At 50.0% G+C, this 15,285-nt stretch carries 11 protein-coding genes, 2 tRNA genes, 2 rRNA genes and 1 pseudogene; 11 read left to right on the top strand and 5 right to left on the bottom strand.

Annotated features, from left to right (window positions below):
• The first annotated feature begins 285 nt into the window (after nucleotides 1–285).
• From EWA64_RS07770 to EWA64_RS07755, 4 genes are all read left to right on the top strand, one after another.
• Nucleotides 286–3,172, top strand: a 23S ribosomal RNA gene (locus EWA64_RS07770).
• Between the two features lie 111 nt (nucleotides 3,173–3,283).
• Nucleotides 3,284–3,399, top strand: a 5S ribosomal RNA gene (rrf, locus tag EWA64_RS07765).
• A gap of 58 nt (nucleotides 3,400–3,457) precedes the next feature.
• Nucleotides 3,458–3,534 (top strand) — tRNA-Asp (locus tag EWA64_RS07760).
• Between the two features lie 45 nt (nucleotides 3,535–3,579).
• A tRNA-Trp gene (locus EWA64_RS07755) sits at nucleotides 3,580–3,656 on the top strand.
• Between the two features lie 235 nt (nucleotides 3,657–3,891).
• On the opposite strand, the pseudogene EWA64_RS07750 reads toward EWA64_RS07755, so the two are convergent.
• Nucleotides 3,892–4,916, bottom strand: a pseudogene (locus EWA64_RS07750) (IS630 family transposase).
• 293 nt (nucleotides 4,917–5,209) lie between these two features.
• Entirely contained in the window at nucleotides 5,210–6,076 is an 867-nt protein-coding gene (locus EWA64_RS07745) for a YicC/YloC family endoribonuclease (protein WP_061895752.1), read from the bottom strand.
• A gap of 181 nt (nucleotides 6,077–6,257) precedes the next feature.
• Between EWA64_RS07745 and rph the strand changes: the two genes are divergently transcribed.
• Nucleotides 6,258–6,974: a ribonuclease PH gene (rph, locus tag EWA64_RS07740; protein ID WP_039437964.1), complete on the top strand. Its 717-nt coding sequence runs from the start codon at nucleotides 6,258–6,260 to the stop codon at nucleotides 6,972–6,974.
• Nucleotides 6,975–7,347: 373 nt separating this feature from the next.
• Nucleotides 7,348–7,989 carry an orotate phosphoribosyltransferase gene (pyrE, locus tag EWA64_RS07735; protein WP_039438988.1) on the top strand — a complete coding sequence of 214 codons (642 nt, stop codon included), beginning with the start codon at nucleotides 7,348–7,350 and terminating at the stop codon, nucleotides 7,987–7,989.
• 219 nt (nucleotides 7,990–8,208) lie between these two features.
• Here pyrE and EWA64_RS07730 read toward each other — a convergent pair whose 3' ends face one another.
• The 3 genes from EWA64_RS07730 to coaBC form a co-directional block, all read right to left on the bottom strand.
• Nucleotides 8,209–9,147, bottom strand: a complete 939-nt coding sequence (locus tag EWA64_RS07730; protein ID WP_061895753.1) for a Kdo(2)-lipid IV(A) acyltransferase — start codon at nucleotides 9,145–9,147, stop codon at nucleotides 8,209–8,211.
• Nucleotides 9,148–9,150: 3 nt separating this feature from the next.
• Nucleotides 9,151–9,741: a nucleoid occlusion factor SlmA gene (gene slmA, locus EWA64_RS07725; protein ID WP_039422755.1), complete on the bottom strand. Its 591-nt coding sequence runs from the start codon at nucleotides 9,739–9,741 to the stop codon at nucleotides 9,151–9,153.
• A gap of 141 nt (nucleotides 9,742–9,882) precedes the next feature.
• Nucleotides 9,883–11,088, bottom strand: a complete 1,206-nt coding sequence (gene coaBC, locus EWA64_RS07720; protein ID WP_061895754.1) for a bifunctional phosphopantothenoylcysteine decarboxylase/phosphopantothenate--cysteine ligase CoaBC — start codon at nucleotides 11,086–11,088, stop codon at nucleotides 9,883–9,885.
• Nucleotides 11,089–11,325: 237 nt separating this feature from the next.
• On the opposite strand from coaBC, the gene EWA64_RS07715 reads away from it, so the two are divergent.
• From EWA64_RS07715 to EWA64_RS07695, 5 genes are all read left to right on the top strand, one after another.
• Complete coding sequence (locus EWA64_RS07715) at nucleotides 11,326–13,005, top strand: methyl-accepting chemotaxis protein (RefSeq protein ID WP_061895848.1); 1,680 nt, start codon at nucleotides 11,326–11,328, stop codon at nucleotides 13,003–13,005.
• Between the two features lie 113 nt (nucleotides 13,006–13,118).
• Nucleotides 13,119–13,799 carry a RadC family protein gene (gene radC / locus EWA64_RS07710; protein ID WP_061895755.1) on the top strand — a complete coding sequence of 227 codons (681 nt, stop codon included), beginning with the start codon at nucleotides 13,119–13,121 and terminating at the stop codon, nucleotides 13,797–13,799.
• Nucleotides 13,800–14,105: 306 nt separating this feature from the next.
• The gene (rpmB, locus tag EWA64_RS07705; protein WP_011078894.1) at nucleotides 14,106–14,342 is read left to right on the top strand and encodes a 50S ribosomal protein L28; all 237 of its coding nucleotides are present in this window, start codon (nucleotides 14,106–14,108) and stop codon (nucleotides 14,340–14,342) included.
• A 13-nt stretch (nucleotides 14,343–14,355) separates the two neighbouring features.
• Complete coding sequence (gene rpmG, locus EWA64_RS07700) at nucleotides 14,356–14,526, top strand: 50S ribosomal protein L33 (RefSeq protein ID WP_039422766.1); 171 nt, start codon at nucleotides 14,356–14,358, stop codon at nucleotides 14,524–14,526.
• A 220-nt stretch (nucleotides 14,527–14,746) separates the two neighbouring features.
• Nucleotides 14,747–15,226 (top strand): hypothetical protein, encoded by a 480-nt coding sequence (locus EWA64_RS07695; RefSeq protein ID WP_061895756.1) that lies wholly within the window; start codon nucleotides 14,747–14,749, stop codon nucleotides 15,224–15,226.
• The last annotated feature ends 59 nt before the right edge of the window (nucleotides 15,227–15,285 follow it).

The following is a 15,285-nucleotide window of genomic DNA, read 5'->3' as shown; positions in this document are numbered from 1 at the left end:
AATGAGTGCTTTTAAACATGGTTTCTTTCAATAGAAAGTTAAATCTTGCTCTTTAACAATTTGGAAAGCTGACAAAGTAATTTATCTTTATGGATAGATTGCTTGTAAAGTTCTCAATGTTTGTCTTTATGACAAACACCAACAAAACACATTCAAGTGTTCTTGGGAATGTCACTTTTAAGTGACGATTCAAAATTGAGTCCGGCAAATCAAAGCTATCTCGCTCATTCAAATAATGAGATAGCAACCTTGGTTGTTTAACGTAAAGACCCTTTCGGGTTGTATGGTTAAGTGACTAAGCGTACACGGTGGATGCCTTGGCAGTCAGAGGCGATGAAGGACGTACTAACTTGCGATAAGCGGTGATGAGGCAGTAAGAGCCACTTGAGTCACCGATTTCCGAATGGGGAAACCCACTGGCATAAGCCAGTATCGCTGCATGAATACATAGTGCAGCGAAGCGAACCGGGAGAACTGAAACATCTAAGTACCCCGAGGAAAAGAAATCAACCGAGATTCCGAAAGTAGCGGCGAGCGAAATTGGATTAGCCCTTAAGCTTTACATGCGTTAGACGAATGGTCTGGAAAGGCCAACGATACCGGGTGATAGTCCCGTAGTTATAGGCGCATGTTCAGTGAAATCGAGTAGGGCGGGACACGTGTTATCCTGTCTGAATATGGGGGGACCATCCTCCAAGGCTAAATACTCCTGACTGACCGATAGTGAACCAGTACCGTGAGGGAAAGGCGAAAAGAACCCCTGTGAGGGGAGTGAAATAGAACCTGAAACCGTGTACGTACAAGCAGTAGGAGCACCTTCGTGGTGTGACTGCGTACCTTTTGTATAATGGGTCAGCGACTTAATGTTAGTAGCAAGGTTAACCATCTAGGGGAGCCGTAGGGAAACCGAGTCTTAACTGGGCGTATAGTTGCTAGCATTAGACCCGAAACCGAGTGATCTAGCCATGGGCAGGTTGAAGGTTGAGTAACATCAACTGGAGGACCGAACCGACTAATGTTGAAAAATTAGCGGATGACTTGTGGCTAGGGGTGAAAGGCCAATCAAACTCGGAGATAGCTGGTTCTCCCCGAAAGCTATTTAGGTAGCGCCTCGGACGAATACTACTGGGGGTAGAGCACTGTTAAGGCTAGGGGGTCATCCCGACTTACCAACCCTTTGCAAACTCCGAATACCAGTAAGTACTATCCGGGAGACACACGGCGGGTGCTAACGTCCGTCGTGGAGAGGGAAACAACCCAGACCGCCAGCTAAGGTCCCAAATTACAGCTAAGTGGGAAACGATGTGGGAAGGCTTAGACAGCTAGGATGTTGGCTTAGAAGCAGCCATCATTTAAAGAAAGCGTAATAGCTCACTAGTCGAGTCGGCCTGCGCGGAAGATGTAACGGGGCTAAGTTGTAAACCGAAGCTGCGGCAATGTTCTATGAACATTGGGTAGGGGAGCGTTCTGTAAGCCGTTGAAGGTGTGTTGTAAAGCATGCTGGAGGTATCAGAAGTGCGAATGCTGACATGAGTAACGACAAGGGGGGTGAAAAACCTCCCCGCCGGAAGACCAAGGGTTCCTGTCCAACGTTAATCGGGGCAGGGTGAGTCGACCCCTAAGGCGAGGCCGAAAGGCGTAGTCGATGGGAAACGGGTTAATATTCCCGTACTCGATCAAATTGCGATGGGGGGACGGAGAAGGCTAGGTGGGCCTGGCGACGGTTGTCCAGGTTCAAGTGCGTAGGCTGAGTGTTTAGGTAAATCCGGATACTCTATAGGCTGAGACACGACGTCGAGCTACTACGGTAGTGAAGTCATTGATGCCATGCTTCCAGGAAAAGCCTCTAAGCTTCAGATTTGATGGAATCGTACCCCAAACCGACACAGGTGGTCGGGTAGAGAATACCAAGGCGCTTGAGAGAACTCGGGTGAAGGAACTAGGCAAAATGGTACCGTAACTTCGGGAGAAGGTACGCTCTTGATGGTGAAGTCCCTCGCGGATGGAGCTGACGAGAGTCGCAGATACCAGGTGGCTGCAACTGTTTATTAAAAACACAGCACTGTGCAAAATCGCAAGATGACGTATACGGTGTGACGCCTGCCCGGTGCCGGAAGGTTAATTGATGGGGTTAGCGTAAGCGAAGCTCTTGATCGAAGCCCCGGTAAACGGCGGCCGTAACTATAACGGTCCTAAGGTAGCGAAATTCCTTGTCGGGTAAGTTCCGACCTGCACGAATGGCGTAATGATGGCCACGCTGTCTCCACCCGAGACTCAGTGAAATTGAAATCGCTGTGAAGATGCAGTGTACCCGCGGCTAGACGGAAAGACCCCGTGAACCTTTACTACAGCTTGGCACTGAACATTGAACCTACATGTGTAGGATAGGTGGGAGGCTTTGAAGACGTGACGCCAGTTGCGTTGGAGCCGTCCTTGAAATACCACCCTTGTATGTTTGATGTTCTAACGTTGGCCCCTTATCGGGGTCGCGGACAGTGCCTGGTGGGTAGTTTGACTGGGGCGGTCTCCTCCCAAAGAGTAACGGAGGAGCACGAAGGTGGGCTAATCACGGTTGGACATCGTGAGGTTAGTGCAATGGCATAAGCCCGCTTAACTGCGAGAATGACGGTTCGAGCAGGTGCGAAAGCAGGTCATAGTGATCCGGTGGTTCTGAATGGAAGGGCCATCGCTCAACGGATAAAAGGTACTCCGGGGATAACAGGCTGATACCGCCCAAGAGTTCATATCGACGGCGGTGTTTGGCACCTCGATGTCGGCTCATCACATCCTGGGGCTGAAGTCGGTCCCAAGGGTATGGCTGTTCGCCATTTAAAGTGGTACGCGAGCTGGGTTTAGAACGTCGTGAGACAGTTCGGTCCCTATCTGCCGTGGGCGTTGGAAGATTGAAGGGGGCTGCTCCTAGTACGAGAGGACCGGAGTGGACGAACCTCTGGTGTTCGGGTTGTGTCGCCAGACGCATTGCCCGGTAGCTAAGTTCGGAATCGATAACCGCTGAAAGCATCTAAGCGGGAAGCGAGCCCTGAGATGAGTCTTCCCTGACAGTTTAACTGTCCTAAAGGGTTGTTCGAGACTAGAACGTTGATAGGCAGGGTGTGTAAGCGCTGTGAGGCGTTGAGCTAACCTGTACTAATTGCCCGTGAGGCTTAACCATACAACACCCAAAGGGTTTTGGTGGACTCAAAGCAAGAACAAATTTGAATGTGTTAAAAAGAACTGAAACAGCTTTCCAGATTATTCTCTAGAAATAGAGAGAAAGAATTTGCTTGGCGACCATAGCGTTTTGGACCCACCTGATTCCATCCCGAACTCAGAAGTGAAACGAAACAGCGTCGATGGTAGTGTGGGGCTTCCCCATGTGAGAGTAGAACATCGCCAGGCTTTGAACATCCGTTTATTTGAAGCGCTGAAAAGGTAAGACTTAAAATAGACACCGTGTGGAGCGGTAGTTCAGTTGGTTAGAATACCGGCCTGTCACGCCGGGGGTCGCGGGTTCGAGTCCCGTCCGCTCCGCCACTTATTAAGAGACCTTGCTAGCGTGCAAGGTTTTGTCAAATCTGCAGGGGTGTAGCTCCAATTGGCAGAGCAGCGGATTCCAAATCCGCGTGTTGGGAGTTCGAATCTCTCCACCCCTGCCATATTTCCCTTACGGGATATGAAAAGCCTCAACTTCGGTTGAGGCTTTTTGCTATCTAGCTTTATGAAAAATAGAGATTTTTAGATCTCCTACCTATCAACCCCATCAAAAGCTCATCAGAAACGTTAATGAAACCTCTCCAAAACACTTCCGGTACATATCCTGAACTTCCAGCTTCATAGAAATTCGACAGCGGTATGGTCCATATCCGGTCTTGCTAATACCAATCTGTAAAATTAACTGGTCAGGTTAATCCAGTCTCTTGTGCACATCTTGCTAACCCTATCTGTACTGTCCAAGAATCGATTCCAAGCCTTGCACACTTTCTCCACGATATCGTCATCATCGGTAAAACTCTGATTGGCAAGACAGTGTTGTCTGAGCCAGCTCCACACTTGCTCTATCGGGTTGAGCTGCGGGAGCTTGATGATGCTGACATGGCTAAACGGCTCAGCAATGTCATTGGTATGTCAACCCGCGCCATCCATAATGATGACGGCATGACGTCCTTTTTCAGTGTTGGCCGATATTTGCTTTAAATGCTCGGTCATGATGTCTTTCTTAACCCAAGGAACGATCATCGCTTCGCCAATCCCTCTCGCGGGACAGATAGAACCAAACAGATACGCATATTCAAATTATTGTTGCTTCACGGCTCTGGGACGTGTTCCTTTCTCTGCCCATAACCGTGTTGTTGTGCTTAGTTGCCCAAATCTGGCTTCATCTTGAAACCAGACATCCACATGCTCTAAAGCGATATGTCCTGGGATCTTCAGGATCGTTTCAATTTTGAATTTTTTTAAAATCGTCTTGTGCTTCTTGAGATTGCTTGGGGTGTTTTGAGCGGGAAGTTATCCAAGAGAAGCCCATGTGGTCGAGCAGGTAATCGATAGAATCAGGGTGGTAGTGCTGGCCAAATTCTTTCACGATATAAGCGTGGATGTCGGCTCCTGTCAGTCGTCCGCCTTGTGTATCATTGGCTTTATCTTTTATGTATTGGCTCAATTGCGCTCTTTGCTCTGAAGTTAAGAAGGGTGGTCGTCCCGTTCTTAGCTTTTCCTTCAGCCCTTCTAATCCTTCTTCAAGAAAAGTGTGAACCCACTTATTAACACTGGTTCGGCTCACCCTAAGAAACTTGGCGATTTGGGTGCGAGAGTGTCCATCATTTGAAATGAGCGAGGGTGAGCAGTCTCATTTTCATCTGAATAGATTTCTGCTGGCTTGCGAGCTTTTTAAAGTCGATATTATTGAGACTGTCCATAGCGAATGCGTTTTATCGTTGAATGGCTTCAAGTAGACCATGTTTTTCTTAGATTGGTATTAGCCAAAATTGGCCAAAGCGGCGACTTTGTGTGCGTTGAGCTTGCCCATAGTGTTCTCCTTATCATGGAAAGTTACTCACCATTTGAGGGCGTACTAGATCAATCCTACTCACCACTAAACTCACCAGTTGGTTGAAAATACAGGCAAAGGCCTGAAATCTCCTGAAAACAAAAAGCCCCAATTTACAGGGGCTTGGTAAGACTAAGTCAGCTCAAAGAGACTCAAAAAACCTTATTCGATGTTTTGGATCTGCTCACGCATTTGTTCAATCAGCACTTTAAGCTCAACACCTGAAGCGGTGATGTCAGTGGCGATCGATTTTGATGCCAGCGTGTTCGATTCGCGGTTAAACTCTTGCATCATGAAATCGAGTTTGCGGCCGCACGCTCCGCCCTTTTTCAGCACATTGCGTGCTTCTTTGACGTGGGAATCGAGGCGATCCAGCTCTTCCGCCACATCCGATTTCTGTGCGAGGAGGATTAGCTCTTGCTCAACACGGGTCGCGTCCAGCTCGATCTTCGCTTCTTCGAATTTGCCCAGCAGGCGCTCGCGTTGCCATTGCAAAATCTCTGGCATGCGCGCGCGCACCTTAACCACTTCTGCACTGATCGCTTCCAAACGTTGCTCAATCAGCGCTTTCATGTTGTCGCCTTCACGTCCGCGTGATTCAATAAACTCCGCCAGCGCCTCATCAAAAGCCGCGAGTAACGCTTTGTTGATGGTGTCCATATCTTGCTCTGGGGTCTCCATCACACCGGGCCATTGCATCACTTGGAAAGGATTGATGCGGCTTAATTCACCGGTCATGTGCATCACTTGTTCAGCGGCTTTGATCACTTGCTTTGCCAGTGCTTCATTGATCTTGAGCTCGCTTTTGGCCGCGGGATTGGCCTCAAAGCGCAAATTACATTCTACTTTTCCGCGCGCTAAGCGCTGACGGAAGCGATCGCGCAGCAGCGGTTCTAAACCACGAAATTGCTCCGGGAGGCGGAAATAGGTTTCCAGATAGCGTTGGTTGACGCTACGGATTTCCCACACGGCAGTGCCCCAGTCGCTTTTGACCTCTTTGCGGGCATAGCCTGTCATACTGTAAATCATCGAATTTTCCTGTTCTTTATCTGTGAAAATAACGCTCTGCAATAGTAACACACAATCGCCTGGCTCGGGGCTTACGATAGCGAGTGGCGAGCGAGATCTCGGCGTTCTCGCTAGGATCTTGGCTGGCTTTCCGCTATAATCTTGCCCCAATCTTACTCATCCCCCAGAAAAGGATTCATCCATGCGTCCAAATGATCGCGCGGCAGACCAGGTGCGCCCAATTAAAATCACTCGTCAATACACCGCCTATGCAGAAGGTTCTGTGCTGGTTGAGTTTGGTAATACCAAGGTATTGTGCAATGCGACCGTGGAAGAATCGGTGCCTCGTTGGCTAAAGGGCCAAGGTAAAGGTTGGGTGACCGCGGAATATGGCATGTTGCCACGTGCGACCCATTCACGTACTCGCCGTGAAGCGACCAACGGCAAGCAAGGCGGCCGTACCATGGAAATTCAGCGTTTGATCGCTCGCAGCTTACGTGCGGTGGTGGATCTGGAAGCGATGGGTGAGTTTATGATCACGGTTGACTGTGATGTGATTCAGGCCGATGGCGGCACGCGCACGGCGTCGATTTCTGGCGCGAGCGTAGCACTGGCTGATGCGTTTCAACATCTGCTGGACAGTGGCAAGCTGAAAAAGAACCCGATGAAAGGCCATGTGGCAGCGGTTTCAGTCGGTATTCTCGGTGACGATGTGCTTTGCGATCTCGAATATGTCGAAGACTCAGCCGCCGACACGGATATGAATGTAGTGATGACCGAAGAAGGCAAGATGATCGAAATCCAAGGCACAGCAGAAGGCGAACCGTTTAGCCATGAGCAGTTGCTAGCGCTACTGGAGTCGGCCAAAAAAGGTATCAGTGAGATCGTCGCCGCGCAGAAAGCCGCATTAGCGGAATGATTTAGTCAGTAGCTCCCATTAAGGGGGCTATTTTTTTATCTGGGAAAAGCAGGGACTAGGAAGAGCGGGTCCTAGGCCCTAGGAAAAGCAAGAGCAAGAACCCAGAACCTAGAACCTAGAACCTAGAACCTAGAACCTAGAACCTAGAACCTAGAACCTAGAACCTAGAACCTAGAACCTAGAACCTAGAACCTAGAACCTAGTAACCTAGTAACCTAGAACCTAGGACCTAGTAACCTAGAACCTAGAACCTAGAACCTAGAACCTAGAACCTAGAACCTAGGACCTAGAACCTAGGACCTAGAACCTAGGACCTAGTAACCTAGAAACCTAGAACCTATTAACCTCCCTATTAAACATTGAGAGAGTATTCATGAAAGCATACCAGCGTGAGTTTATTGAATTTGCCTTAGAGAAACAGGTCCTGAAATTTGGTGAGTTTACCTTAAAATCAGGTCGTAAAAGTCCTTACTTTTTTAACGCTGGTCTTTTCAATACTGGCCGTGATTTGGCGCGACTAGGCCGTTTTTATGCCGCTGCACTGGCAGATTCTGCTATTGAGTTTGATGTTCTGTTTGGCCCTGCTTACAAAGGTATTCCTATCGCTACTACGACCGCAGTGGCCTTGGCGGATCACCACGATATCGACACGCCTTACTGCTTTAACCGCAAAGAAGCCAAAGATCACGGCGAAGGCGGTAACTTAGTCGGCTCGGCGCTAGAAGGGCGCATTATGTTGGTGGACGACGTGATCACCGCGGGCACAGCGATTCGCGAATCGATGGAAATCATCCAAGCCAACGGCGCCGATCTGGCTGGCGTATTGGTGGCGATTGACCGTCAGGAAAAGGGCAAAGGTGAGCTGTCTGCGATTCAAGAAGTCGAACGTGATTTTGGCTGCGCGGTGATCTCGATCGTCAGTCTGTCGGATTTGATCACTTACCTAGAAGAGAAAGGTGATGCGACTGAGCACCTCGCCGCGGTTAAAGCGTACCGTGAGCAGTTTGGTGTTTAAGAGAAGGGACTAGGGAAGAGCAGGAGCTAGGTACGAGGAAGGGCAGGGACTAGGAACTAGGAACTAGGAAGGGCAGATTCTAGGAAAAGCAAAGCCTAGTAACCTAGAGCCTAGCCCCCTAGAACCTAGCCCCTAGAACCTAGAACCTAGAACCTAGAACCTAGAACCCAGAACCTCGCAACCTAGAGCCTAGTAACCTAGAACCTAACCCCTAACTATCTATTTATAACGAATGCCGCGTGGCTGGCTTGGGTCAGCCATGCTTTTATAGCGTTTGTGTAGCCACATCCATTGATCTAATCCACGTAAGATCACTTTTTCAATCGCCTGATTCATCACGGTAGCAGCGCCAACGGCGTCTTTGCGCGGGAACTGACCACTGATGTCTTCATCTACTTCTAACGTGTAGGTTTTCCCTTGTCGAAAGCTAGAAGCGGTGATCACGGCGCATTTACTCGCATCCACCAACACACCTGTTCCGGCCGTGGTACAAGCATCTGGCACGGCGAAAAAGGGCACAAACACCGCATTGTTGTTGCCATAATCGTGATCGGGCAAATACCACAAGCGGCCACCAGCACGCAGAATTTTCAGCATCCCCTTCACGTCTTTTCTGTCGACCATCTGGTTGCCAAAACGTGTGCGTCCCCAAGTCTGTATAAAGTCATAGGCGGGATTGTCATGAGGACGATAAACACCATAGCCCGGCGCGAACAAAGCAAAGGCACGTGCGGTGATCTCAAGGTTGAGCGCGTGCGTGCAGACCAGCAGCACGCCTTTTTTTTGCTCCTCGAGTGCGAGTAATTGCTCAATGTTGCGAAAGGCAATGTGACGTTTGATACGCCAATTGGGCCAAAACCAAGCGATGCCGGTTTCAAACAACGCCAAACCTGAGTTCTTAAAGTTCTCAACCACGATCTGCTCTCTTTGCTGAGCGTCCATCTGCGGGAAAGCGAGTTCGAGATTGCGCTTGGCCACATGCACGCGGCTTTTGGCAAAGCGCATAGCAAAGTGCCCGAGCGCTCGCCCTAAGCGCAGTTGCACTTTGTAAGGAAGAAGGGTGACGACGAGCGCCAGTACAGCGCAGCCAAACCACACCGGCCAATATTTGGGGTGCAGCAGTGAAAGCGAGAAGGTTGGAGGGGTTTGTAGTGCCATAACTTATTGTATTTGTGCACTGAGCAGTGCCCAGTATTCTTCAAAATTTTCAGTGGGTTGATAGCGAAAGTCCGAGCGAACAAAGCGGTTCAAACTGCCTTCCACCTGGCCCAGCAATTGCGCCGCCAAGATTTTTTCTTCAACCGGGAAGGATTTGCCTTCGCGCAATTTACGCTCACGTAGAATCTGACGCAGTTGGGTTTCGATACGTTCAAACAGTTGGTTGATGCGATCGCGTAAGCGCTCGTTTTCAAACATCAGTGCATGGCCGGAGAGAATGCGAGTCAATCCTGGATTACGCTCAGAAAAAGCCAAGATGAGATGAATCACCAAGCGAATGCGCTCCAGCGTGTCTTTTTCTTCATCCAAAATTCGGTTGATGCGTGACATCAGCGCCTCTTCAATGAACTCGATCAAACCTTCGAACATGCGGGCTTTACTTGGGAAATGGCGATAAAGCGCGGCTTCCGACACACCCACCTGTTGAGCCAGTTTCGCTGTGGTAATGCGTGAAGCGCCCTCCGTGGACTCCAGCATCTGAGCCAGCGCCTGTAGGATCTCTTCGCGGCGGTTTGATTTTTTACTGCCAGCCATTGATTAACTTCCTTTTGAATAGACTTTTTCGTCAGCGAGTATATCAGCATGCCAAGTACAAGACAGTAGTTATTGAGCAGGTTTTGTGAGGCCAAAAAGCAAAAAGCTGTACACGCGCGCCTGCTCAACCACTGTGATAGGCTATTTATCCATTAGTCGACGGATTTGCTCGAGGATCTCGACGCTCAGCGACGCTTTACTGCTCAGTGGCAAGGCTTTCTCGCCCTCAGGCCAGTAGAGTGTGATGGCGTTGTTGCTGCTGTTGAAACCTTGACCTTCTACCGAAACGTCATTGGCACACAACATATCGAGCTTTTTCTTTTCCAGCTTACGTCGCGCATAGGTCTCCACATCGTGAGTCTCTGCCGCAAAGCCCACGGTGAAGGGGCGGTTTTCCACCATCGCCGAGACGGAGGCAACGATGTCGGGGTTTTTCACCATGGTAATGGTCATTTCGTCGCTGTCGTCGGTTTTTTTCAGCTTCTGCTCAGCCACGCTGGCTGGGCGATAGTCGGCCACCGCCGCGCAGCTAATAAAAATGTCATGGCTCGCCGCTTGAGCCATTACCACGTCATACATCTCTTGCGCACTGTCGACATTGATACGGTTGACGTTGACTGGCGTGGGGAGCGAAACCGGCCCGCTGACGAGGGTCACGTTCGCCCCCAGTTGCATGGCTGCTTGCGCCAAAGCAAAGCCCATTTTTCCCGAGCTGTGGTTGGTGATATAGCGCACCGGGTCAATCGCTTCGCGAGTTGGGCCTGCGGTGATCAAAATCGACGTGTCTTGCAAAGGTTTAGGCTGGAAAAACTGCTCGCAAAGCTCCACCAGTTGCAGCGGCTCTAGCATACGGCCAGGACCTACATCGCCACAGGCTTGTTCGCCTGCCGCCGGGCCCCAAATGTGCATGCCACGGCGCAGCAGCGTTGCGATGTTCTCTTGGGTGGCGACGTTACGATACATCTGCTGGTTCATGGCGGGAGAAACCGCCACCGGTGCGTCGGTGGCTAGCACCAGCGTGGTGAGTAGGTCGTTACCCATGCCAGCGGCTATGCGGGCGATCAAATCAGCAGTGGCGGGCGCAAGCAGCACCAGATCGGCCCATTTTGCCAGTTCGATATGGCCCATGGATGCTTCTGCCGCCGGGTCGAGTAAGCTGTCAGAGACCGGGCGACCAGAGACGGCTTGCATGGTGAGCGGCGTGATAAACTCTTTGGCCGCTTTGGTCATCACCACCTGTACTTCAGCGCCGCGCTCTTTGAGGCGACGTGTTAAATCCGCGCATTTATAGGCGGCAATTCCACCACTGATGCCCAGTAGTATTTTTTTTCCTGCCAATGTTTGCATCTTGTTGTTCTCCAAAAATTCTGCCGCCGATAGTAACACAACTTGCCGCGGCTCGTTACTGGATGAGCTGAGTTTGCGCCGAGGGGGCGCGTGGGCAATCACAGAAGTGAAGCTACATCAAAAGGTCCATCAATAATGAGGATGGATTATGCAAATTCATGCGCAGCTCACAGACAAGGCATTTTTTCTCTGCAAGATATGGCGAAAATAAAAACCATAACAATCATTGGGATACTTATGTCGCTAGCTATGAAAAGCCGCAATAAACTGCTATTGCTTACCTTAATACCTTTGGTACTCATCTCGGCCATGATCACTGCCGTCTTTTATATCAACAGCCAACAGAGCCTCGAACTTGAGCTGAAAAACTACCGAAACGAGCTGATTGAGACGCGAAAAAGCGAGTTAAAAGCCTATTTGATGATGGGGGTGACGGCCATCAAGCCGCTGTATGACAGTGATGTGGATGGTAACCATCAACAGCAGGCAAAACAGATCCTTAAAGCGATGCGCTTTGACAGCGATGGCTACTTCTTTGCTTACGACTCCAAAGGGGTGAATACCTTACATGCGATCAAACCGGATCTGGAGGGGAAAAATCTCTACGGCATGAAAGATCAAAATGGCGTGGCGGTGATTGCTGGCCTGATTGACGCTGCAAAAAAAGGCGATGGTTTTCTCTATTTCTCTTGGCACAAACCGACCATTAACGCCCAGGCGCCCAAACTCGGTTATGCGGAGTATCTGCCGAAATGGGATTGGGTGTTGGGCACCGGGATCTATATCGATGATATTGATCGACAAGTGAATCAATACCGCGAGCAGAGCATTGCCAAGCTCAAGACGCATACGCTGTCGGCGGTCGGTTTCTCTCTGATTGGTTTATTGCTCGCCTGTGTGGCAATCAGCGTGATGGTGACACGTGGCATTCAACCTTTGTTGCACATTAGCCAATCCTTAAAAGCGGTGGCCGCTGGTGGCGGCGATCTCACCGCGCGTTTGCAAGTCGAGAGCCAAGATGAAGTCGGCGAAGTGGCGCATGCGTTTAATCAGTTTATGGATAAGCTGCATCCGATGATGGTCGAGATCCGTGCCAGCGCTCAAGTGGTGCAGGAAGCCGCCAGTGGTTTGGATGAACACACGGCAACGGCGAGTTCACAGATGCAAAGTCACTGCAGCGAAACCGACAAGGTGGTGACTGCGGTGACTGAAATGAGCGCCACCGCCAAAGAAGTGGCGAGCAACACGCATGCAACGGCGCAGGCGATTGATTCAGCCAACGTGCAAATATCTGAGGCGCAGTTGGAAGTTAGCCAAGCCATTGAGGGGATTGGCAAACTGGTGGATGAGGTGAACACCACCTCGGAGGCCATTTCTCAATTGAGCCAACAGACCGAGCAGATCACCAAAGTGCTGCAAGTGATTGGCGAGATTGCCGAGCAGACTAACCTGCTGGCGCTGAACGCGGCGATTGAAGCGGCGCGCGCTGGAGAGCAAGGACGTGGCTTTGCTGTGGTGGCGGATGAGGTTCGCTCGCTGGCCAGTCGCACGCAAAACAGCACGCTGGAAATTGGCGACATGCTGAAACAGCTGCAAAGTGGCGTGGCCCGTGCGGTAAGCACCATGTCGGTCAGCCAAGAACGAGGTGAGCAGACGGCGCTTGAATCGGTGCAAATCAAAAATTCGCTGGCGGGCATCCAAACTGCGGTGGGGACGATCCGCGATATGGGTATCCAAACCGCCTCAGCGGCCGAGCAGCAAAGCGCGGTTGCAGAAGAGATCAATCAAAATCTGGTAGCGATTGCGCAAATCGTCAACGATCTCAATCGCAACTTGCAAGAGTCGGAGACGATCAGTACCCAGCTCAGTACCTCCGGGCGCGAGATGCATGCTCTGGTCGGGCACTTTAAGCTCTGATAAACCGCTCAGTTACATAAAGTTCTTGAACGGATAGAAAAGCGCTATCAAGCATCTAGACAGACGTCGCGCTCTCAGGTCAATTGGCTTATCTTTCGCAAACGAGCGCCTTGATGAGCCTGAAAAACCTACCGAGTGAATCCATGCCACGGGAGAAATTGCTCTCCCGTGGCCCGCAATCCCTGTCTGATGCCGAGCTGTTGGCGATCTTCCTGCGTACCGGCACGCAAGGGATGAACGTGATTGAACTGGCCGATGTTCTGCTGCGTGATTTTGGTTCGCTGCGCAAGCTCTTTTCGGCGAACCAGCAAGAGTTTTGTCGCCACAAAGGGCTGGGGGAAGCCAAGTATGTGCAGCTACAAGCGGTGATTGAGATGACGCAGCGCTACTTAGCTGAAACCTTGCAACGCGGCGAAGCGCTGACTAGCCCACATCACACCAAACTCTATCTTTCCTCGATATTGCGTGACCGACAGCGCGAAGCTTTTTACTTGCTGTTTCTCGATAACCAACACCGGGTGATTAAAGACGAAGTGATGTTTGAAGGCACCATTGATTCGGCGTCTGTCTATCCGCGAGAAGTGGTCAAACGGGCCCTTTATTACAATGCGGCGGCGGTGATTTTGGCGCACAATCACCCATCTGGTGTGGCCGAGCCGAGCCAAGCGGACAGGCGGATAACCCAGCGCCTGAGTGATGCCTTGGCGCTAGTGGATATTCGTGTGTTGGATCACTTTGTGGTGGGGGATGGCGAGGTGGTTTCATTTGCCGAACGAGGGTGGCTATCCGTGTGAATTTTATTCCGTATTGACAGGCAAACTTTTTTGTTGTTCATAAGTGAGTTTCTGCTACAATCCCCGCCACTCAAAAATTTTAACTTACATTCAGCTTGGACTACTTGAAAACGTGCTGTCTAAAAAAAGATCACGAAAACCTGTAAAAAGGATCTGTTCGGGTCTTGAGCAATGCATGTCAAGTTAGTATAATGCGCGACCTTTGATAGCCTTGTATGGATATGCCATAACGGTTTTTAACCTCTAATTGATGAGGTTCGGCCACCAAGGTTGATATCGAGCTGAAACGATTTGGAGAAGACATTCATGTCCCGAGTATGCCAAGTAACTGGTAAGCGTCCTGCAGTTGGTAACAACCGCTCACACGCACGAAATGCTACTAAGCGTCGTTTTCTGCCGAACCTACAAACTCATCGTTTCTGGGTAGAGAGCGAAAAACGTTTTGTTAAACTACGCCTGACTGCTAAAGGCATGCGCATCATCGACAAAAAAGGTATCGATGTTGTTCTAGCTGATATGCGTGCACGTGGCGAGAACGTTTAAGAGGAAATAGACAATGGCTAAGAAAGGCATTCGTGAGAAAATTCGTCTAGTATCAACTGCTGATACTGGTCACTTCTACACAACTGACAAAAACAAGCGCAACATGCCAGGCAAATTCGAGATCAAAAAATTTGATCCAGTAGTTCGCAAGCACGTTGTATACAAAGAAGCGAAAATCAAGTAATTGGTTTTATCTCTTTGAAGATTGTAGAAAACCCAGCTTTTTAGCTGGGTTTTTTATTGGTATTTTTTAGAACCCAGAATCTATAGTCTAGCACCTAGCACCTAGCACCTAGCACCTAGCACCTAGCACCTAGCACCTAGCACCTAGTACCCTCAAAATCAGTACCTTGCTTTTCCCTTGGTTGGTATACTTTGCTCAGTTATCACTCAGGACTCAAATCATGCGCGTATCCCCTTCACGCCGTCGCCGCTGGAATAATATCCTCATCGCAGGGATCACCTTTTTCATTGTGATCATTAATGCGCCCACGTTGATCAAAACCTATCTGCTGGATGATCCTGTGGCCCAGAGTCAATACCCGAGCTTGCTCAATCCAAATGAAACCTTGGTCGCCTTCTATCTCTCTGATTGGGCTTTAGAGCGACAAGGGGACGATTGGCAGTCGAATCAAACTTTAACCGTCGACCCCGCAACACTGGTCAATCGCTGGCGCGATTTAAAAGGCACACGTCTTGATGACGCGACGGTAGATAAACTTACTGCCCAGCTACGCAGCCCTGAAACCGTCGAAGTATGGTACAAAGACCAAGAAGAGCCGCAGCGCATCACCTTCTACCGTTTAAGCGATTTCTGGCTATTTAAAAACTGGCAGGATCAATGGATCGCCATCTCTGTCTCTCCTGAGTATCTGTTACCTTAGATAACATTGGGTTGAAGAGCCAGTTACAAGCTGGCTCTTTCTTTAGGTTTATTTCTTTA

The organism is Vibrio cidicii (genome assembly GCF_009665415.1).
GTDB classification, from domain to species: Bacteria; Pseudomonadota; Gammaproteobacteria; order Enterobacterales; family Vibrionaceae; genus Vibrio; species Vibrio cidicii.
The sequence above is the reverse complement of the archived record's forward strand: the minus strand, read 5'-3'. Positions and strand labels throughout refer to the sequence as shown.

Excerpts from the sequence above, each read along its gene's own strand:
- pyrE (WP_039438988.1), top strand. The coding sequence starts at position 7,348 with ATGAAAGCATACCAGCGTGAGTTTATTGAATTTGCCTTAGAGAAACAG.
- rpmB (WP_011078894.1), top strand. The coding sequence starts at position 14,106 with ATGTCCCGAGTATGCCAAGTAACTGGTAAGCGTCCTGCAGTTGGTAAC.
- EWA64_RS07715 (WP_061895848.1), top strand. The coding sequence starts at position 11,326 with ATGTCGCTAGCTATGAAAAGCCGCAATAAACTGCTATTGCTTACCTTA.
- radC (WP_061895755.1), top strand. The coding sequence starts at position 13,119 with ATGAGCCTGAAAAACCTACCGAGTGAATCCATGCCACGGGAGAAATTG.
- EWA64_RS07695 (WP_061895756.1), top strand. The coding sequence starts at position 14,747 with ATGCGCGTATCCCCTTCACGCCGTCGCCGCTGGAATAATATCCTCATC.
- slmA (WP_039422755.1), bottom strand. The coding sequence starts at position 9,741 with ATGGCTGGCAGTAAAAAATCAAACCGCCGCGAAGAGATCCTACAGGCG.
- EWA64_RS07730 (WP_061895753.1), bottom strand. The coding sequence starts at position 9,147 with ATGGCACTACAAACCCCTCCAACCTTCTCGCTTTCACTGCTGCACCCC.
- rph (WP_039437964.1), top strand. The coding sequence starts at position 6,258 with ATGCGTCCAAATGATCGCGCGGCAGACCAGGTGCGCCCAATTAAAATC.
- rpmG (WP_039422766.1), top strand. The coding sequence starts at position 14,356 with ATGGCTAAGAAAGGCATTCGTGAGAAAATTCGTCTAGTATCAACTGCT.
- coaBC (WP_061895754.1), bottom strand. The coding sequence starts at position 11,088 with ATGCAAACATTGGCAGGAAAAAAAATACTACTGGGCATCAGTGGTGGA.
- EWA64_RS07745 (WP_061895752.1), bottom strand. The coding sequence starts at position 6,076 with ATGATTTACAGTATGACAGGCTATGCCCGCAAAGAGGTCAAAAGCGAC.